Below are 19,665 nucleotides of genomic sequence, written 5' to 3' on the forward strand. Positions count from 1 at the left end.
ATTATACCGCTGGGCCGGGGAGGGGCAAATGTTGTGCGCGCTTGGGAGCCGCTTAATCCTGCTCCGGGTAAATCTCGTCTACCAGGGCCGTGATATTTGCGCGTAGCTGCCGCTCCAGTTCCGGAAGCTGTTCGGCCATCAGCTGCTCGATCAACTTATCCCGTGCACTGGGTTCTTTTGGCTCACTGGTGCTTTCTGGGACTGAAGGCTCTGCGGCGGCTTGCTGTTTAGCCTTTACCTGTTCTGCGGCAGGCTGGGCTTCGGGTGTGGCGGTCTTTGCTTTGGGGGAGGAGGGGGCCTGATTCTCTGGCCGCGGTACCCGCCCGCCCGTCAGGCGTGCGCGAATATGCGCTGGCAAGAATGGATTCTCAGCGCCAGTTCCTTGGGGGGCGGGCTGAGCTCTAGTTGTCTGTGCCTGGTCTGGCTTTGCGTTATCGGCTTGGCTTTCCGATTTGACTGCTGGAACATCAGCCGAAGCCTGTGCGTTTTTCTCTGCAGGCTCAGCTGTCGGCGCGGACTTTTGAGGTGCCGGGTTCGCCGCGGTTTTTGCCTGTTTTTGTGGCGAGTCGAACAGCCCCGGTTGAAACTCTCTGCGGGAGGCGGACTTAGTACCTGTGCCCGCCTCAGCTTCTTTCGGGGAATGCGGCGCCGGGCGCTGCTGTTTTGGCGTCTCAGGCTGGATAGTATCGCCTGAAGCTGCGCGCGGAAGGTCTTGCAGGGGACGCAGTAGCGCACGGTCTGCATCACTCAGTATCGGAGCGTACTCATCGTCCAACTCTTCATCGATCGGGCTGAACAGAATCGGCAGGTCCGCCTCCTCCAGTGGGCGTGGCTGAGCCTTGGGGGCGCGGGCTGCCGCTGCGGGTTTGGCTGGTGCGGTTTGCTGGGGCTTCGCGGTGTTGCCAGCGGAAGTGGGGGCGGCTACCTGATCCAGCAGGGGAATATCCGCTTCCATGTCACTGCCCAGCAGCTCGTGCAGCGAACTCAGCTCGTTCAGCAGTTCGTGCGGCGGCTGGCCGTGGCGGTGCTTTCTGTTTTTCTTGCGGCCGGACATGGAATTAGGTTCGGGTTCTGATCAGTTGCCAATTTTATGGGATTGTAACGGATATCCGCGGTCGCGGAAGTGACTGTATCGAGTTCTTGACCGCGCCAGAGAGTCGGGATGCTGGCAGACGATCTCGGCCAGTCGGTCGAATTGGCTGAACCAGCCGGGGATATCCTCACACAGGTTGATCAGTAGACCGTGATGCTGGCCAGGATCTTCGCCGCTGTTGACCTCAATGGCGGCCTGTTGGTCGAGGTTCTGGGGCGCGTGCGGCAGAAAGCTGTCCTCACGGAATGTCCACAGCAGCTCGTCTAGTTGCTTGGCTTGCTCTCCGTTATCCACAGCGATCAATACCCTGAGGCCGTTGCGGAATGCTTTTTCCGCAAGACGACAGGCAAAGTTCTGAATCTCATCCGGATTCTCAGAAGCCAAAACGTAGAAGTCGATACGGGTCATCGGCGTTCGCTTTCAATACACAAATGGTCATTGCGAAGGCGCCGCTGCCCGGTGCAGCTTTGTGAAACCTTCCGCGAGAGGGACCTCGCGGAAGAGCCCCCAGGGATGGGTTTACGGCGTGTTTCACAAAGCTGTACCGGGTGGCGACGCCGCCCCGGGGGTTGTTCAGAGCGTTGTAGCTCTTGTAGTGGCGGTGAAGGCAGCGGTGACAATTCGCGAGACACGCCGTAAACCCATCCATGGGGGCTCGGACGCGGCCATCCAGGCCGCGTACGGTCTCGCAAATTGTCCCCGCCACCTCCACCTTCGCTTAAGCAGCCTTACTTCGTCGTGAACAACTCGAGCTGAGTTTATTTTTTGTTCAGGATGTACTGCAGCAGCAGTGGTACCGGGCGGCCGGTTGCACCTTTGGCGGCGCCGGACTTCCACGCACTACCTGCGATATCCAGGTGCGCCCAGTTGTAGTCTTCGGCAAAGCGGGCCAGGAAGCACGCTGCCGTTACAGAGCCGGCCTCGCGACCACCAATGTTTTGCATGTCAGCAAAGTTGGAGTTCAGCATGGGCTGGTACTCGTCCCACAACGGCATGCGCCAGGCGCGGTCACCACTGGTCTCACCGGCGGCGATTAGGTCGTTAGCCAGCTTGTCCTGGTTGGCGTACAGGCCAGTGGCATGGTGGCCAAGGGCGATTACGCAGGCGCCGGTCAGGGTGGCCACGTCGATCACCACGCTCGGCTTGAATTTGCCCGCCCAGGTCAGCGCGTCACACAGGACCAGTCGGCCTTCCGCATCGGTGTTGAGGATTTCGATGGTTTTGCCGCTCATGGAGGTCACGATGTCGCCGGGCTTGCTGGCACGACCGCTGGGCATGTTTTCGGCAGCAGCCACAACACCCACCACGTTTACCGGTGCGTTCATTTCAACCAGTGCGTTCATTACGCCGAATACGCTGGCGGCGCCGCACATGTCGAACTTCATTTCGTCCATCGCCGCGCCCGGCTTCAGGCTGATGCCGCCGGTATCGAAAGTGATGCCTTTACCCACCAGCACGATCGGCTTCTGGCCGGTTTTGCCACCCTTGTAGTTCATGGCGATCATCGCCGCCGGCTCGTCACTGCCCTTGGCAACGCTCATAAAGGAGCCCATGCCGAGGGATTCCATTTTCTTGTTGTCCAGTACCGTGGTGGACAGTTTTACATGTTTTTTCGCCAGCGCCTTGGCTTCGCCTACCAGGTAGCTCGGGGTACAGATATTGCCGGGGAGGTTGCCCAGTTCGCGCGCGACATTACTGCCAAGCGCCTGGCCACCGCCGAGCTCCACACCGTTTTGCACCGCTTTCAACTGCCTCTTGTCCGATGCATGGACGGTGAACTTCGCCAGTGGGTTCGGCTTGGCGTCGCTGTGGCAGCGGGTGAACTTGTAGCTGGCAAGGCCAGCGGCGAGTGCGATTTGCGCGGCCTGCCAGGTGGCGTCGGCGTCTTTTACTGACACCTCCGACAGGTAAGAGGAGGCGTCTTTGAGGGATTTAACGGCCGTGGCGCTGCTGTTGGCCATTTTGCGGAATTCCGCCTGGGAAACCGGGGTCTTCGGGGTGCGCACCAGTACTACGCGTTCAGCGCCACCCTCCACGGTCGGGACCATCAGAGTGCTGCCCGCAGCGCTGCCAAGGTCGCCGCGTTTCAGGATTTTGGTCAAAAGTCCACCATTTGCCTTGTCCAGTGCGCTGCCGCTCTCGGTGAGACGGTTCTTGTTGTCGACGGCGAGAATCGCGCAGGCGCTGCGCTGCTTGAGAATATCGGTGACCTTGGCGGTAAACTGCATGTAATCGTTTCCTTTATGAATTTTTGCCTGCCGCGGCTTATTTACAGACGAATACTTCGAGCTATTAATTACTGGCTCGGGGGTGTCTTGCTGTCAGTGGGCCAGAGATTGGCTGATGGGCCGAGACATTGCCGGGCTTTTTGGTGATAATGCGCCGCACAAGTTTAACCCGAGAAGGATCGATTTGCTCGGGAACCTCTGAACCGGTGTCCTATTCTGACACTCGCCGATACCGATAAACCGGAATCGCATTTCAAATCGCCCGAAATCAAACAGTGCAATCAGGGAAGCTGGTCGTTCAGTGATAATTTTCCGCTACCTCTGCCGCGAGCTACTCGGTGCAACGCTGGCCGTCAGTGCCGTGTTGTTGCTGATGGTCATGAGCGGCCGTTTTGTGAAGTACCTGGCGGAAGCTGCGGCGGGTGATCTGTCCGCCGGAATCCTGTTTTCCCTCATGGGCTTTCGTCTACCGGGCTTTCTCGAGCTGGTTATCCCGCTCGGCTTCTTCGTCGGTATTTTGCTCGCCTACGGCCGTCTGTATATCGAAAGCGAAATGACGGTGCTGCATGCGTGTGGTTTCAGTGAGCGTCAGCTGCTGGGTTACACCCTGGTGCCTGCCCTCATGGTGGCGGCGTTTGTTGCCGCAATGAGCCTGTACCTGACGCCCACGGGCATTGAACGAACCTCCCATCTGCTTACCGCAGATAAAACCCGCAATGAATTTGATCACCTGGTGCCCAAGAAATTTATCGCCACCAGTGGCAATCGCGCGGTGTACTACGCCGAAGGGCTGAGCGACGACCGCTCCACGATGCACAATGTGTTTCTTGCCGAGCTGGGCAATTCCCGGGGTGATACCGAAACCGACCATCAGATTGTTACCGTGGCCAGTGAAGGGGTGCAGCAGATCGATCCGGAAACCGGCCTGCGCTACCTGGTTTTGCGGGACGGCTACCGCTACGAAGGTGTACCCGGCCAGAGCGATTACCGGCAGATGGCGTTTGCCAGCTACGAGGTGCTGCTGGAAGTGCCGCGCCTGCGTACGAGGGCCAGCGAAAAGCTGCAATCCATGTCCACCGCAGCCCTGTGGAAAAGTGAGGATCCGCGGGAGCGGGTGAACCTGCACTGGCGTTTCAGCCTGCCGGTGCTGGTGCTGATCGTCGCGATTCTGGCGGTGCCCTTGAGTCGCACCAACCCGCGCCAGGGCCGCTATGCCAAGATGATTCCCGCGGTACTGCTCTACATCGTGTATCTGGTTGCCCTGCAGAGTGTTCGTGGCGCCATTGAAGATGGCAAGATCGAGCAGGCCTGGGCTATCTGGCTGGTACATCCTCCGTTCCTGATTCTCGGCCTGATATTGCTCGGAGGGCGCGACCGCAAGCCGCGCAAGCGCGGTGCAAGTAGTGGTGGCACAAGTAATGCTGGAGGTGCCGATGTCTCTGCTTGATCGCTATATAGCGCGCACCGTTACTCTGGCAATCCTTGCGGTACTGATGGTTATCCTCGGGCTGGATATTATTTCTGCCATTGTCGATGAACTGGAAGACCTGGGTGGTAACTACCAGTTCACCAATCTGCTCGAGTACGTGGTGTGGACACTGCCGGAACGCATCTACAGCCAGCTGGGTTTTTCCGCGCTGGTGGGTTGCATGGTGGGGCTTGGCACACTTGCCGGTACCAGCGAGCTGACGGTCATGCGCGCATCGGGCGTATCCATCGGTCGTATCGCCTGGGCGGTAATGAAACCGGTCATTGTGTTGATTATCTGCGGCCTGGCACTTGCCGAGCTGGTGATTCCTTATACCAATCAAACCGCTGAGAGCCGCCGGGCGATTGCCCAGGGTGAACTGGAAAACTCCGGTCTGGAGCATGGGTTATGGCTATTCGACGGCGGGGAGTTCGTGCACTTCAACGCGGCGCTGCCGGGGGGAACTCTGTTTGGTATTACCCGCTATAAGTTCGATGAAAATCGCCAGCTACAACAGGTGGTTTTCTCCGAGCGCGGTCATTTCGAAAGCGGTCGTTGGGAACTGCAGAACAGTCGCCAGACCCGTCTGACGGCAGATCGCGCCAGTAGCAGCCGGGAAGCGCGTTCCACCTGGAGTTCGGACATGTCACCGGAACTGTTCTCTCTGGTGGTGCCGCTGCCCTCAGACCTTTCACCGCGAAACCTCTGGTCCTACGGTCGCTTCCTCGATCGCAAAGGGGAGGCGTCCGCACGTTACTGGCTGGCGTTCTGGAAGAAGGTGCTGCAACCGTTGACCATCGCCGGTCTGGTGATGATGGCGATCTCGTTTATCTTCGGTCCGCTGCGCGAGGTAACCACTGGATTGCGCGTCTTTACCGGGGTAATTGTCGGGATCGTGTTCCAGACGGTGCAGGATATGTTGGGGCCGTCTTCCGTGGTGTTTGGCTTCCCGCCGTTTATCGCGGTGATCGTGCCGATTCTGGCGAGCTTCCTGCTCGGCTGGCTTTTATTGAAGCGGGCGCGTTAAGCGCCCGTTTCTCACTGTTCTTCGTTTGATCAACCGGATCTTACAGCGACTTTTTCTTCTTTTTCTTTGGCAGCTGTCGGACTTCCGAATCTGACGCCAGGTCATGCCAACTGGCCCGATCCGGCCGGAAGTATCCCCAGAAGTACCCGAGTCCCAAACACGCCACAGACAGGGGGCCGACCAGTGCGCGAATACAGCACTGGTACCAGCTCAACTGCACACCGTTGTTGTTTGCCACCATCAGACGCCAGGCGCGCATGCCGATGGTCTGCCCGGCGGCTCGCCATGACCAGAAGAAGTAACCGGCGGTGACCAATAGCAAACCGAACTGATACAGCGGGCCGCCCACGCACGGGGTGTAGTCGATGTGCTCCGGCTGGCATTGCAGGCCGCCAAATGTGGTGGCCACGAGTAGGGCGAAGAAGCCATACACCATCCACAGACCGGCGACGATCAGTGCGTCGTAGATCAGGGCAATCAGTCGAGGTACTACACCTGCGTAGGGAAGGTGGTTGAATTCAGTAGGTGACTTGACGGTGTCGGACACGGGAATCTCCGCCTGTGGAAAAAGTGGCGGAGATTCTAGCAGGTAAATGAGGGAGCGCGCGCCTTGTGGGTGACGGCAGCCGGATCAGAACTCGTATTCGAATGTGAACTTGAACTTGTCGTCGGATAGACGGAAGTCGTAATCCAGTGCGTTACTGAACTTGCCCTCGCTCTGGGTATAACGCAGCAGCGGGTGTTGCTTGTTGCGCTTTTGCTGCGCCATGTAGGTCTTGAAACCCATTTTCAGGATCTCATTGACTGCGCGCCCTCCGGTTTTCTCGGCGTAGTCACTGGGGCGGGTATGCTGCTCCAGCCATTGGTGGTTCAGGCGGCGGTGGATCATGCCCATGGAGTTGTTGCGTAGATTCTCGGCGGATTCGTACAGAGCCTCGTTATCCATACCAAAGGCACTGTCGATGAAAAATGCGTTGTCTGCCTGAAGGTTCAGGGCACTATCGGAGTCGGGAATAAAAATATCGTCGGCAAGCAGGGTTGAAGAAGTTGGGAGCAGTAAGAGACCGAGCACAACTGGTACGGGATTAACCAGGTGCCTTGACGAACGAAACCGAGTACAGCGAGATTCCATTTTGCTACCCCAGGGAATGTTTTCTTGGCTCAGGTGGTTGCTGAACAACCACTGAATTTATTATGGCTCACCCTGTTCAAGCTGTTGTATCTCACAAAAGTCGTGAGGACGCCAACGCCGTTTGCAAACGTTTCTGTGAAACGAGTCATTTTTCCACAAGCCCCATGATTGCTGGATCTCTAGAGTTTTGCCCAGTTCTCAAGGCCTGGGGGGAGCTTTCCGCCAATGTTTTTTAGTATGAAAATGGATTAGTCGCGGAAATGCTTATAAAAACTTTGTCTAGTGATCGTAGCCTTGGATCGATAACCAAAATGGCAGTTCCATCGCTTTCGACTGTTGGCGTCATTTTGGTCGTAAGTCTGTGAGATAAACGTGAACAGGTGATTGTGGTTGGTCATATGTCCCCCGACTTGTTGACAGCGCTGTCTTTTTCGCTATTGTGTTGCTCTGGGTGGACTCTGATATCCGCCATCACAACATAAGAATTCAACGGGTGCTTTGTGCAGTGCACTCACCAATAAAGAGACTATCCATGAGAAGGATCCCACTCTTTGCCAGCCTGGCCCTGTCCGCGGTCATTGCTGCCTGCTCCGACCCAAGATCAACCGAATCCCTAGAGGCCGCTGCGCCGCTGGTGAGCGCCGATTCCCCGGCTGCCGAGCGGATTGCGGCCAACTTTGCGGTGACCCAGGAAGTGCTCAAGAACTTCCAGGGCGTAGACGATGCCCTGCGGGCGCAGTGCAAACAGGCCGGTGGTAGCGGTGCTATCTGCTCTACCTACCGCATCAGCTTGATCAACAATGGTGCAGCGGTAGAAGCCGGCGAACGCGACTGGATCCTGTATTTCCACAGCGTGCGCCGCACCTTTGCGCTGTTGAACAGCGAAGCATTCAAACTGGAGCGGGTGAATGGGGATTTGCACCGACTGACCCCGACTGAGCAGTTCGCTGGTATTGCTAATGGCGAAACCTTGGAACTGGATTTGCTGGCCGAGAACTGGATGCAGTTCGAGTCGGACTTCCAGCCCCGCTTGTTTGTGGTGGACGCCGCCGGCGAACCCCACATCATTCGTGCAACCGACACCGACCACCTGTCGGACCTCGTCTTGCCAATCACCAAGAATGATCCGAATAACTGGAAGCGTGTAGCGAGCGACAGCAATACCCTGGCCACTGCCGAAACCCGCTATCAGCGCTTCACTGCCGATGTTGTGCCGGTGAGCGAAGAAGACTGGCGAGTCCGTATTATCCCGCAACCTGCCAGCGTGCAGTTGAGCGAAGCGCCCGCGATCCAGCTGGGTTCCGGTATCGCATTACTGGCCGACGGACTGGATGCCGGCTCTGTTGCCGCACTTCAGCAGCGTATCGATATCCTGGAACTGACTCCGCAGGGTGAAACTGCTTACCCGGTACAGGTTAAGGTGGAGGCAACGGACTTTGCTGACCAGCCGGCGGGTGCCTACCAGCTCAAAGTGAGTGAGCAGGGTGCCGAAGTTACCGGTGCCGATGCCAGTGGTGCGTTTTACGGCGTGCAGTCCCTGTTGGCACTGGTTGACCTGAAGAGCGGCACTCTCCCACAAGCCTCGGTGGAAGATGCACCGCGCTTCTCCCATCGTGGTATGTTTGTGGATGTGGGCCGCAACTTCCACAGTAAGGAAGTGATTCTTAAGTTGCTGGATCAAATGGCGGCATACAAGCTCAATCGTTTCCACTTCCACCTCTCTGATGACGAGGGTTGGCGCCTGGAGATCCCCGGACTGCCGGAGCTGACCGAGATCGGCAGCCAGCGTTGCTTCGATCTGGAAGAAAACCGTTGTCTGCTGCCGCAGCTGGGTTCCGGCCCATTCGCGGATAACTTTGGCAGCGGTTTCTACAGCGTGGACGATTACGTAGAGATCCTGCGTTACGCCGCAGACCGTCATATTGAGGTGGTGCCGGAATTCGATATGCCGGCTCACGCGCGTTCCGCGGTGGTGGCGATGGAAGCCCGCTATCGCAAGCTGAAGGATTCAGATCCGGAAGCGGCGGCCGCTTACCGCCTGATCGACCCGCAGGATGATACCGAGTACCTGTCGGTGCAGTTCTACAACGACAGCTACATCAATCCCTGTGTGGACTCTACCTATAACTTCGTCGGCAAGCTGATCGGTGAAGTGAAGGCAATGCACGATCGCGCGGGGCACCCGTTGAAGACCTGGCACTTCGGAGGCGATGAAGCGGTGAATATTATGTCCGCAGACTCCTTCGAAGATGCTCCTGGTAATGACCCGGAGAAAGGCGATGCGCCTGCCGAACAGCGCAACAAGCCGTGGACCAACTCGCCTCAATGCCAAAAGCTGATTGCCAGCGGCGAAGTGAAAGCCATCGACGAGCTGGGTGAACTCTACGCCAAGCGGGTGAGCAAGCTGGTGGCCGATGCGGGCGTGCCGACCATGGCCGCCTGGAATGACGGTGTGAAGAAAATCAGTGACGCTAAGCAAGAACTGGCCACGCCACACAATTACGTAAATTCCTGGGCACCGCTTTTCTGGGGTGGTGGCGATGAGAGTGTGCACTTCGCCGAAACCGGTTTTGAGGTGGTGCAGTCTCACTCTGACTTCCTCTATTTCGATATGCCGCAGGAAGTGGACCCCAAGGAGCCTGGTTACTACTGGGCATCCCGTTATACAGATACGCGCAAAACGTTCAGTTATGCTCCACTGAATACCGCGCAGTTGGCCGAGGTGTACCTGAATCGGGATGGGCAGAGCTGGACCGCCAACACACCGGTGGTTGAATTCGCCGACAGTGTACGGGGTATGCAGGGGCAGCTGTGGAGCGAAGTGGTACGTACCGACGAAGTGGTGGAGTATCAGGTATACCCGCGCCTGCTGGCTTTGGCGGAGCGCGCCTGGCACCAGGCCTCGTGGGAGCTTCCGCTAAAAGAAGGGCAGAGCTTCTCTGCCGAAACCTCTTTTGTGGATAAGTCCGCGATGGCGGCAGACTGGGCAGTGTTTGCCGCGGCGCTGGGCAACAAGGAGTTGCTCAAGCTGGACCGCGCCGGTGTTGGCTATCGGGTACCGGTGCCGGGGGCGACGGTTGACGGGGGAAGCGTGAAGACCGCTCTGCCGTATCCCGGGCTATCGCTGGAGTATTTCGATGGCGAACAGTGGCAACCACTGGCCGATGATGTAACCCCGCAAGCGGTGCAGTCATTGCGCGCAATGAGCGCGGACGGACGACGGACAGGGCGCTCTGTGGCGTTATAACAGCCAATCCCTCGTGGATGTTTCGTATAAAAAGGGCCCATTTACGGGCCCTTTTTATATTGTGCTTTTGTTGTTCTTTTGTCCTGGTCACTTGCTATCGATCGGGAGGCACCTCAGCCTCAGGTCTACAATTGCTGAATAAATCCCGGCGATCAGCGCGCTATTCCTCACGGATTTCGGAATTGAAGGTGTTCTGTGAGGCGGGAGTGGGGAAAATACCGCCCGTGTGGTGCTAGATTGCGCGCACAGTGTTTTTCCGATGTCCATCTACCTAATAAGAACGACGAGAGCTGCCCATGGCGAAAAGTAAGGTGTATGACTACGTAATCGTGGGCGGCGGCTCAGCGGGCTGTGTACTGGCGAACCGTCTGAGCGAAGACGAGCAGAATCGGGTTTGTCTGCTGGAGTCTGGTCCCTCAGATCACAATCTGTTGATTCAGATGCCTGTGGGCATTGGCTATCTCGTACCCGGCAAACGCTTCAACCTGCATCACTACACCGAGCCGCAGGAGCATCTCGACGGTCGCCGCCTGTTCTGGCCTCGGGGCAAAGTGCTGGGGGGCAGCAGTGCGATTAACGCCATGTTGTATATCCGCGGCAATGCTGGTGATTACGACACTTGGGAACGCGCCGGTAACCCCGGCTGGGGCTGGGACAGTCTCTTGCCGTATTTTCTCAAGGCCGAGGGCAATGAGCGCGGCAGTGATGCCTGGCACAGTGGCTATGGCCCGTTATCGGTGTCGGACCTCAAGTGGAAGTCGCCCGCAGGCCATGCATTCTTGCGTGCGGCCAAGGAGGCCGGGCACACGCTCAATCCCGACTTCAACGGCCAGCAGCAAAACGGCGTTGGTTTTTATCAGGTAACCCAGAAATCCGGACGGCGCTGCTCTTCCGCCACCGCGTATTTGTACCCCGCCAAAGCGCGCTCAAACCTGAGTATCTATACCCGCTCTCCGGTGGCAAGACTGGAATTTAACGGTGACCGGGTCTGTGCGGTAACCCAGGTGAATGGTCAGCGCATTGTGGCGAATAAAGAAGTCATTTTGTGTGCCGGGGCAATCCAGTCACCGCAGCTGTTGATGCTATCGGGTATTGGCCCGGAGGCGGAATTGAAAAAACTGGGTATCGTGCCTCAGTGCCACTTGCCCGGGGTGGGCGCAAACCTGCAGGATCACCTGGATATCACCCAGGTGGTCGAAACCAACCGTTCGGTTGGGTTTAACGATGCGCTATTTCCGAAAATGTTGGCGGCGTTGCACCTTCCCGAGTACCTGTTTTTGAACCGCGGCAAACTCACCAATAACGTCGCCGAGGCCGGTGGGTTTGCCAGTTCCAGTCTTGCGGGCGGGCATCCCGATATCCAGTTTCACCTCAGTGCGGTGCCACTGTTTAACCACGGCCTCGAAAAGCGCTCGGGTAATGGCTTCTCATTGCACGCTTGTGCGCTGCGCCCAAAAAGTCGCGGGCAGATCAGTCTGGCATCGCGGGACCCACGGGATTTGCCAATCATTCAGCCGAATTACCTGGCGGAACCGGATGATCTGCAGGTGTTGGTGGAAGGCTTCGAAATGTCCCGGGATATTATTGAACAATCGGAATTGAAACAGCTGCAAAAACGCTGGTGGCTACCGGAAGAATCACTCACCAGCAAGGAAGCAATCACGAAGTTCATTCGACAAAAAGCCGAGTCAATTTATCACCCTGTGGGTACCTGTAAAATGGGCCAGGATGAGCAGGCAGTGGTGGATAGTGAATTGCGTGTGCGAGGCGTGGATGGACTGCGTGTGGTGGATGCCTCCATAATGCCCACCTTGATTAGTGGCAATACCAATGCGCCGGTGATCGCCATAGCCGAAAAAGCCGCGGATTTAATCTTGAGTAAATCCGCCGTGCCAAGTACCGAGGAAGTCACCGAAAACGCATGATCTGGCAGTGTCCCCAATGCAACCTTTCCCTTGGCCTCGAAGGGCGAAGCTGGCGCTGCGCCAATGGCCATACCTTCGACCAGGCCCGCGAGGGCTACGTAAATTTGCTGCCCGTGCAGCAAAAGCGCAGCCGTGAGCCCGGGGATTCTGCAGAAATGCTGAATGCCCGTCGGCGCTTCCTTGAAGCCGAGCACTATGCACCCCTGGCAGACGCCATCTGTGCACAGTTAATGCAGGGGCGAGAACAAACTCAATCTCCGGTGTTGCTGGATGTGGGCTGTGGCGAGGGTTATTACGACCGGGCTCTGGTTCAGGCCGGCTGGCCGGAATCTGGGATAACTGGTGTGGATATCGCCAAGGCCGGCGTGCGGCTTGCGGCAAAGAGGCAGGCGCAGGCCCATTTCGCTGTGGGCAGCAGCTTTCATCTGCCGGTTGCCGATAACAGTGTCGACGCCATATTGCGGGTTTTTGCCCCGGGTCCCGCAGAAGAATTATTGCGTGTGCTGAAGCCCGGCGGAATCCTGCTCGATGTATCCCCGGGGCCGGATCATTTGTGGAGCTTGAAAAGCCGCTTGTACGATAAACCACAGCGGCACACTGCGCCGGCGCCTGTAGTCGGCTTTAACCTGGAGAGCGAACTGCGCTGTGAATTCCCACTTCTGATTGAGGGGGGTGAACCGGTGCAGGATTTTCTCGCCATGACGCCGTTTGCGTGGAAGGGGGATGCCGAAGCCCGTCGCACCCTGGAGGAAGCGCCTGGCCTCAATCTCGAAGCGGACTTTCTGCTGCGTCGCTACACCAAGCCAGACCACTGATTTTCACGCTTACAAAAACCTCCTCATCGGCAGATTCAGGATAGCGAACCTTGGCAACACCTCTGGATTTCATGTTTATGCAGCGGGCGTTGGGCCTCGCTGCCAAGGCCGCGGAAGTGGGCGAAGTGCCCGTTGGCGCGGTTGTGGTACTGGATGGCGAGGTGATCGGCGAGGGCTTCAATCAGCCGATTTCCGCATCGGACCCCAGTGCCCACGCGGAAGTGATGGCGATGCGTGCGGCCGCGCGCAAGCAACAAAACTATCGCCTGCCCGGCGCCACCCTGTACGTGACCATCGAACCCTGTACCATGTGCTTCGGCACTTTGATCCACGCGCGCATTGGGCGTGTGGTATATGGCGCAACCGAACCGCGCGCCGGGGTGATCACCAGTCAGCTACAGTTGCCTGATCAGAACTTTTTCAATCACAAGGTGCAGGTGGAAGGCGGTGTTATGGCCGAGGAAGCCGGTGCCTTGCTAAAGGATTTTTTCCGGAAACGGCGTTGATATGCTGATCCCCATTGTCATTAACAGTCTGCTGGTTGCCTTCGCGGTGGTGATCCACCACGAGGTACTCAATACACTGTTCTGGGTGGGGCAGAAGTGGCAGTTGCGCAGGAACATTGGCGTGCTGATTGGTGTTTTCGGCACACTGATCGCGCACGTGATGGAAATCTGGATGTTTGCGGTTGGGTATTACGTGATGTTTCACTCGCCGCTGTTTGGGACCCTGGAAGGTAACTTCGACGGTTCCCTCCAGGACTGTATCTACTTCTCGTTTACCACCTACACCTCACTCGGGCTCGGTGATATCGAGCCCCACGGCACCTTGCGTTTCACCGTGGGGCTTGAGGCCCTGACCGGCCTGGTATTGATCACCTGGTCGGCCTCTTTCCTGTTCCTCAAAATGCAGCGCTACTGGGCTGAAGATCTGGGCGAATAAGCCCGCCGTATTATCTTCCGCGGGCGCTTGCGTCATTTCCCGTGCGATTACGCGGTCGCGTTTTCGCGTTGCTCCAGTGCAGGAATTGCGGCAATGGTTTTCTCCACCAGCGTGCGCAGTTGCGCGGACGAGGATTCATCCACCAGCGCCCCATCGGCGAATGCTGTAAACGACGACGGTACTGCGAGCATGGTCGGGGAGACCCACACGCCCATCGGTTGCAGGATATCCCGCAGGTGGTTGAGTCCGCGCATACCACCCAGGCCACCGGGAGAAGTCGCGAACAGGGCGGCGCGTTTGTTCTGAAAGGTAACGCCGCGGCTGAAGTTTGTGTCGGGACGGGATACCCAGTCGATCAGATTCTTGAGTGCGGCGGTGACGGAGCCGTTGTACTCGGGGCTCGCGATCAGCAGGCCATCCGCGGAAGCAAACAGTGCTTTCAGTTTGCCAGCCGCTTCCGGAGTGGCGGCCACTTCTACATCTTCATCGAACAGGGGCAGGGGGTAGTCGCGCAGATCAATTTCGGTTACCTCGGCGCCTGCTGCCCGGGCCATTTCCGCTGCAGCGCTGGCCAGCTGCCGGTTCCAGGAATCTTTACGCAGGCTACCGGAGAGTGCCAGCAGGTGGGGTTTACGTTGGTTGCTCATGTGTATTCCTCGGGTGCCTGGCCCTGGTTACCTTGGTCGTGTGGGGGCCTTTGAATGGATTGAGGCTATTTTGATCCTTTCACATAAGAACAAAAATTAAGTATATGGAAGGTTTTTGTGCAAATTTGCACAGAAGTGCTGGTCCGGCTAAAGTCCGCAGATCGCCGTCGACTATCTACAACTTCCCACTATTACTTCCCATCCACGAGAGGCGACTTTGAGGAGTGGTAAATGGCAGGTCCATCGGTTAAGGACTGGAACAATTTGCACTACGCGCTGGCGGTGGCCAAGGCGGGTACGCTGTCGGGGGCCGCACTCGAGCTGGATGTGGCCCACTCGACGGTATTGCGCCGTATCGATACGCTGGAAAAAGCGCTAAAAACGCGCCTGTTTATTCGTCACCCCCGTGGCTATGTGCCAACTGAAGCGGGGCGCATGTTGATGGGCGCGGCGGAGAATATGCAGGATCAGTTGGACCTGCTGGTGGGCAGAATGCAGGGGGTCGATGAGACGCTGCAGGGCTCTCTGGTAATCACCACGGTCGGCACACTCATCCCTATGTTGATGCCCATTGTGCGGGGCTTTCAGCGCAAGAATCCGCAGCTGCGACTGGAGTTGGTGGCGGACAGTCGCCGGCTGCGCCTGGAACACGGCGAAGCCCATATCGGCATCCGCCCCGGTGCCAAGCCCTCGGAGCCGGATTACGTGGTGCAAAAGGCGATTTCACTGCACAGCTCGCTGTATGCGTCTGCCGCCTACCTGCGGGAGTGCGGGCCCTTTCAGTCGTTGGCGCAGGTTGCGGGGCATCGCTTTATCGCCCCGATTGATGCTTACGATTTTATTCCGAGCCTCGCATGGATTGCCCGGGCAGTGCCGGAGGAGCAGATCGTGCTGCGTTGCAATGAGTTTTCTGGGTTTGAGGACGCGGCCCGCTGCGATGTGGGTATTGCCGCAATAATCAGCTGGTGTGCCGAGGCCCGGCCCGGACTGCAGCGGTTGATTGAGCCGCCCTCGGACTGGAGCACAGACTTGTGGCTGGTCACCCACCGCGATATGCACCGGACACAAAAGGTCCAGTTGTTTCTGTCCTGGTTAAAACAGGAGTTCGCGCGCTTGCCGTCAGAAATCGGCGCGGTAGCATGAAGCTGGGGTATGCTTGAATACTGATTCCGAAATTCATTTCGTCGACAACAAACATCGTGAACAAATAGCGGGAAACATCGTGAAAAAAATAATCGGCGCCACAGTTTTGTGTGGAATCCTGGGAATATTCACCGCTTGCGATAACAGGCCTCCCGAGAAACAGGTAACGGAAGCACAGGCGCCTGCTGCTGAGTCGTCAGGTTCTAGTGATCCGGCGCAAGCAGCTGCCGATGGCGATCCAGCAATGGATGCATTGGCCGAGCAATATGTGCGGCTGGTGCTGACCCTGGGGAACCACGATAAGAGTTATGTCGATGCTTACTACGGCCCGGCAGCGTGGAAAGCAGAAGCCGAGGCAGACACCGCATCACCGGCGGAGCTTGCCAATCGCGCCGAGCGGCTGCTCGCCCAGTTGCCGCAAACCATTGCACCTGCCGATGACCTGAATAGCTTGCGTAAACAGTACCTGAAGACCCAGCTGGGTGCGGTGGCTGCCCACGCGCATCATATTGCCGACGCCAGCTTCCGTAATTTTCAGCAGGAGGCCAAGGCGCTTTACGATACCGAGCCGCCGGTACAGCAATACAGCGATTTCGACCCGGTGCTCGCGGCACTGGATGCCGAGCTGCCAGGTGATGAGCCCCTGCATACCCGGGTGCAAACGTTTCGCGAGCAATACCGGATTCCCGAAGACAAGCTCGACAGCGTATTCAAAGCGGCCATCGAAGCCTGCAAGGAGCGCACCCAGGCACAGGTTGCGCTCCCTGCCAACGAAAGCTTTCGCCTGGAATATGTCAAAGACAAACCCTGGAGTGGTTACAACTGGTATCAGGGTGACTCGCACAGCCTGATCCAGATCAATGCTGGCCTCCCCATTCATATTGACCGCGCCGTGGACCTCGGCTGCCACGAAGGGTATCCCGGACACCATACCTATAACGCCCTGCTCGAGGAAAAGCTGGTAAAAGATCAGGGGTGGGTTGAGTACAGTGTTTATCCGTTGTTCAGTCCCCAGTCGCTGATCGCCGAAGGCACGGCGAATTACGGTATTGAACTCGCGTTCCCGGGGGAAGAGAAAACCCGTTTTGAACAGGAAACCCTGTACCCGCTGGCCGGGCTCGATCCCGCTACCGCGGAAAAATATCAGCGCGTACTGGATCTGCTGGCGCAGCTAAAGTTCGCGGAAAATATTGTTGCCCGTGAATATATCGATGGGGAAATCGATCGCGCGGAAGCGGTAAAGCGTTTCCAGAAATACACCGCGATGAGCCCGGAGAAGGCGGAGCAGCGGGTAAAATTTGTCGATACCTACGGTGCCTACGTGATCAATTACAACTGGGGCAAGGCGCTGGTGAAAGAGTATATCGAGTCTGGTGCAGACACCCCGCAGGCGCGCTGGCAAAAATTTAGTCGCCTGCTGTCCTCGCCGCGTTTGCCGTCTTCACTACATTGGTAGCCACTTACCGGATAACTACTTCACTGGTAACCACTTAACTAACAGTCAAATAGCCATGTGCAGTGTTTTTGATGTTGATGATGAGGCAGGCTTCGAGCGTTTTCTCGACGAATATGGGGTTGAACACCAGGAGGAAATGATTTTTGGCCGCCGCCGGCGGCCCACCACCAAGGTGAGTATCGTCACCGGTCGCCACGGTGCACATCAGGTGGAAAATGCCATCTGGCACCTGTATCTCGAAAAACAGGGCGACACCTGGAAGCCGCACAAAAAATACTGGTCCATCAACAGTAACTGGAAAAAGCTCGGGCAGCGGCCGGAGTACCGGAAATCACGCTGTCTGATTCCCGCAACCGCCTGGGTGGAGAGTCAGCACGGCAAGAGCCCGGTAGAGTTCCGTTTCGGTCGTCCGTTCTTTTTCTGTGGCCTGTATAAAATCTGGGGTGACTTACTGAGCTGCTCCATTATCACCCTGGCGGCACACCCGGATACCGCCCGGTTCCATGAGAAAAGTTTTCCCATGATTGCGCCGGCAGACCCGGTCTTTGTCGACCAGTGGCTCGATGGCGGCGAGGATACGCACGCGTTTGAACCCTATCTGCACCCGGATATTCGTCTCGGTGATGCGGACCTGCTGGTGCAGCCGCTGCACAAAGCCATGAGCCTGGAATACACCGGGGAAACCCAGCAGGTGAATCAGTACGTACCACCGGGCACGTCACAGAGTCTGTTCTAGCACTTAGCTTTCGTGTTCCGACAACTGGGCCAGGGTTTTCCCCGGCAGATACGCCAGTACTCGCAACAGTTGCATTTGCAGGGATTGCGAGGCTGTAGCAAGGTTGCGCAGAAACTGTTCCTCGGACGTCCCCGGCTGGTCCAGTAGGTTGGTAATCGATTTCACCGCCACCAGCGGTGTGTTTTTCAACATGCACACCCAGGCCACCGCAGCCGCTTCCATCTCCTTGGCAACCGCGCCGAACTGTTCGATCACTTCTACATCCCGTGGATGTTTCTGCAGTGAACTTCCGGATGACACCACACCCGTGGGTAACTGCAGTGCCGACGCCATACGACGCACATTAAACGCCGGGTAGTGACCAACAGCGGATTCGTCGAAGCCGGGTAGAGGCACCAATCGGTCGTGGAATACAAAGCGGTCATCGCTCAGGTAAACGGTGCCGATAGCGGCGCTGCGGGCGGAAAAGCCGCCGGCGGTGCCGGCGCTGATCACCAGGTCGGGGGCGAAGTGATCCACCGTGGTGTAGGCCATCAGGGTAGCGGCAACTGGCCCGATATTGTCTACCGCGTAGCGGTGGTCGTGGCCGCTCACGGTGGCGGAAATTGCCAGCCCGGCAGTTTCGCCGCGGTAGGTCACAAAAGGCAGGTCCTGATCGTGGAGACGGCTATCCGCGCTCAGCCCCAGCGCGTCAATCACCGGGCGTGCTTCTTCCTCCATGGCGAACAGCAGGGAAACCTTGTGGATCGGCGTATCCAGGTCAATTTGTGTGTCCATAGCGTATTGCGAAGCTCATTGAGATTGAAAGGCCGCACTCTACCCCCAATTATTGGCGGAGGAAACGCAATCGGTAACCAATCGGGTATCATGCGCCCATCCGATGGTCGCCGCCTGCGCGGTGACCCGTCAGCAGAACAACAGGAGTAATCGTGGAAGAATTTATCGTCGAGGTGAAGGCAGAGAACGCACAGCAGGTACTGATCGAAGAGTCCATGAAGCGACCGGTGCTGGTCGATGTTTGGGCAGACTGGTGCGAGCCCTGTAAACAGCTGATGCCGGTACTGGAGAAGTTGGCCGCGGAATATGCCGGTCAGTTCCTACTGGCGAAGCTGAACGCCGACACGGAACAGGCTCTGGCAGGCCAGCTGGGGGTGCGCAGCCTGCCCACGGTGATGCTGCTGAAGGATGGCCAGCCGGTAGATGGATTTGCCGGTGTGCAGTCGGAGAAAGAAATTCGCGACATGCTCGACAAGTACCTGCCCAAGACCTGGGATCTGCAATTCCAGCAGGCGCAAACACTGGTAGGGGAAGGCGAACTGGATCAGGCACTGCCGCTGCTGCGCCAGGCGTACGGGGATTCCGGCGAGCGCGCCGATATCGCCAAACAGTATGCCGCGGTATTGCTGGAAAAGAATCGCGCCAAGGAAGCTGAAGAGGTGCTGGGCAAGATTCTGATGGCGGATCAGGATGCCGACTACCAGCAACTGATGGCACAGCTGGAGCTGAAGCAGGCCGCTGCGGAATCGCCTGAGATCAAAGCCCTGCAGCAGGCGCTGGCGGAGAACCCGGACGACAGCGAGTCGGCCTACAAACTGGCGATTCAACTGAGCCAGGCGGAACGCCAGGAAGAGGCTCTGGAAATCTTGCTCAACCTGCTGCGCAAAGATCTTGGTTTTGCCGATGGTACTGCCAAGCAGGCATTCCTGGATATCGTGAAAACGCTTGGTGCCGGCGACCCCGTCGCGACCACTTATCAGCGCAAGCTGATGACGTTGATGTTCTGAAGCCAAACCTCGAGCCTGCACC

At 57.6% G+C, this 19,665-nt stretch carries 18 protein-coding genes; 11 read left to right on the forward strand and 7 right to left on the reverse strand.

What is annotated here, in order from left to right; genetic code table 11:
• Positions 1-52 precede the first annotated feature (52 nt).
• The 3 genes from LCM31_RS14320 to LCM31_RS14330 all read right to left on the reverse strand — a co-directional run bounded on the left by LCM31_RS14320 (position 53) and on the right by LCM31_RS14330 (position 3,321).
• The gene (locus LCM31_RS14320) at positions 53-1,054 is read right to left on the reverse strand and encodes a hypothetical protein (RefSeq protein WP_224871174.1); all 1,002 of its coding nucleotides are present in this window, start codon (positions 1,052-1,054) and stop codon (positions 53-55) included.
• A gap of 21 nt (positions 1,055-1,075) precedes the next feature.
• Entirely contained in the window at positions 1,076-1,501 is a 426-nt protein-coding gene (locus LCM31_RS14325; protein ID WP_224871175.1) for a DNA polymerase III subunit chi, read from the reverse strand.
• 350 nt (positions 1,502-1,851) lie between these two features.
• Positions 1,852-3,321 carry a leucyl aminopeptidase gene (locus tag LCM31_RS14330; protein WP_224871177.1) on the reverse strand — a complete coding sequence of 490 codons (1,470 nt, stop codon included), beginning with the start codon at positions 3,319-3,321 and terminating at the stop codon, positions 1,852-1,854.
• Positions 3,322-3,622: 301 nt separating this feature from the next.
• Here LCM31_RS14330 and lptF point away from each other — a divergent pair, with 301 nt between their 5' ends.
• Positions 3,623-4,768, forward strand: coding sequence for an LPS export ABC transporter permease LptF (lptF, locus tag LCM31_RS14335; protein WP_224871179.1), 1,146 nt, complete (start codon positions 3,623-3,625; stop codon positions 4,766-4,768).
• Positions 4,755-5,816: an LPS export ABC transporter permease LptG gene (lptG, locus tag LCM31_RS14340; RefSeq protein ID WP_224871181.1), complete on the forward strand. Its 1,062-nt coding sequence runs from the start codon at positions 4,755-4,757 to the stop codon at positions 5,814-5,816. Before lptF ends, lptG begins: the two co-directional genes overlap by 14 nt.
• Before the next feature lie 40 nt (positions 5,817-5,856).
• Here lptG and LCM31_RS14345 read toward each other — a convergent pair whose 3' ends face one another.
• The gene (locus tag LCM31_RS14345; RefSeq protein ID WP_222231801.1) at positions 5,857-6,363 is read right to left on the reverse strand and encodes an RDD family protein; all 507 of its coding nucleotides are present in this window, start codon (positions 6,361-6,363) and stop codon (positions 5,857-5,859) included.
• An 84-nt stretch (positions 6,364-6,447) separates the two neighbouring features.
• A complete protein-coding gene (locus tag LCM31_RS14350) occupies positions 6,448-6,948 on the reverse strand; it encodes a hypothetical protein (RefSeq protein WP_224871183.1) in 501 nt (166 codons plus the stop codon).
• Positions 6,949-7,480: 532 nt separating this feature from the next.
• Here LCM31_RS14350 and LCM31_RS14355 point away from each other — a divergent pair.
• The 5 genes from LCM31_RS14355 to LCM31_RS14375 all read left to right on the forward strand — a co-directional run bounded on the left by LCM31_RS14355 (position 7,481) and on the right by LCM31_RS14375 (position 13,877).
• Entirely contained in the window at positions 7,481-10,195 is a 2,715-nt protein-coding gene (locus tag LCM31_RS14355; protein ID WP_224871185.1) for a family 20 glycosylhydrolase, read from the forward strand.
• Between the two features lie 296 nt (positions 10,196-10,491).
• On the forward strand, positions 10,492-12,120 hold the full coding sequence (locus LCM31_RS14360; protein ID WP_224871187.1) for a GMC family oxidoreductase: 1,629 nt from the start codon (positions 10,492-10,494) through the stop codon (positions 12,118-12,120).
• Positions 12,117-12,935 (forward strand): putative RNA methyltransferase, encoded by an 819-nt coding sequence (locus tag LCM31_RS14365; RefSeq protein WP_224871189.1) that lies wholly within the window; start codon positions 12,117-12,119, stop codon positions 12,933-12,935. Before LCM31_RS14360 ends, LCM31_RS14365 begins: the two co-directional genes overlap by 4 nt.
• Before the next feature lie 71 nt (positions 12,936-13,006).
• On the forward strand, positions 13,007-13,441 hold the full coding sequence (tadA, locus tag LCM31_RS14370; protein ID WP_224871371.1) for a tRNA adenosine(34) deaminase TadA: 435 nt from the start codon (positions 13,007-13,009) through the stop codon (positions 13,439-13,441).
• Position 13,442: 1 nt separating this feature from the next.
• On the forward strand, positions 13,443-13,877 hold the full coding sequence (locus LCM31_RS14375) for a potassium channel family protein (RefSeq protein ID WP_224871191.1): 435 nt from the start codon (positions 13,443-13,445) through the stop codon (positions 13,875-13,877).
• Positions 13,878-13,924: 47 nt separating this feature from the next.
• On the opposite strand, the gene LCM31_RS14380 is transcribed toward LCM31_RS14375, so the two are convergent.
• Positions 13,925-14,524 (reverse strand): NADPH-dependent FMN reductase, encoded by a 600-nt coding sequence (locus LCM31_RS14380; protein ID WP_224871193.1) that lies wholly within the window; start codon positions 14,522-14,524, stop codon positions 13,925-13,927.
• Positions 14,525-14,755: 231 nt separating this feature from the next.
• Between LCM31_RS14380 and LCM31_RS14385 the strand changes: the two genes are divergently transcribed.
• From LCM31_RS14385 to LCM31_RS14395, 3 genes are all read left to right on the forward strand, one after another.
• Positions 14,756-15,667 (forward strand): LysR family transcriptional regulator, encoded by a 912-nt coding sequence (locus LCM31_RS14385; protein ID WP_224871195.1) that lies wholly within the window; start codon positions 14,756-14,758, stop codon positions 15,665-15,667.
• 79 nt (positions 15,668-15,746) lie between these two features.
• On the forward strand, positions 15,747-17,123 hold the full coding sequence (locus tag LCM31_RS14390; RefSeq protein WP_224871197.1) for a hypothetical protein: 1,377 nt from the start codon (positions 15,747-15,749) through the stop codon (positions 17,121-17,123).
• A 55-nt stretch (positions 17,124-17,178) separates the two neighbouring features.
• Positions 17,179-17,859, forward strand: a complete 681-nt coding sequence (locus LCM31_RS14395) for an SOS response-associated peptidase family protein (protein ID WP_224871199.1) — start codon at positions 17,179-17,181, stop codon at positions 17,857-17,859.
• A 3-nt stretch (positions 17,860-17,862) separates the two neighbouring features.
• On the opposite strand, the gene LCM31_RS14400 is transcribed toward LCM31_RS14395, so the two are convergent.
• Positions 17,863-18,636 carry a phosphorylase family protein gene (locus LCM31_RS14400; protein ID WP_224871201.1) on the reverse strand — a complete coding sequence of 258 codons (774 nt, stop codon included), beginning with the start codon at positions 18,634-18,636 and terminating at the stop codon, positions 17,863-17,865.
• 152 nt (positions 18,637-18,788) lie between these two features.
• Here LCM31_RS14400 and trxA point away from each other — a divergent pair, with 152 nt between their 5' ends.
• A complete protein-coding gene (gene trxA, locus LCM31_RS14405) occupies positions 18,789-19,643 on the forward strand; it encodes a thioredoxin (RefSeq protein ID WP_224871203.1) in 855 nt (284 codons plus the stop codon).
• The last annotated feature ends 22 nt before the right edge of the window (positions 19,644-19,665 follow it).

Origin of the sequence: Microbulbifer agarilyticus, assembly GCF_020171345.1 — a bacterium.
GTDB lineage: Bacteria > Pseudomonadota > Gammaproteobacteria > Pseudomonadales > Cellvibrionaceae > Microbulbifer > Microbulbifer agarilyticus_D.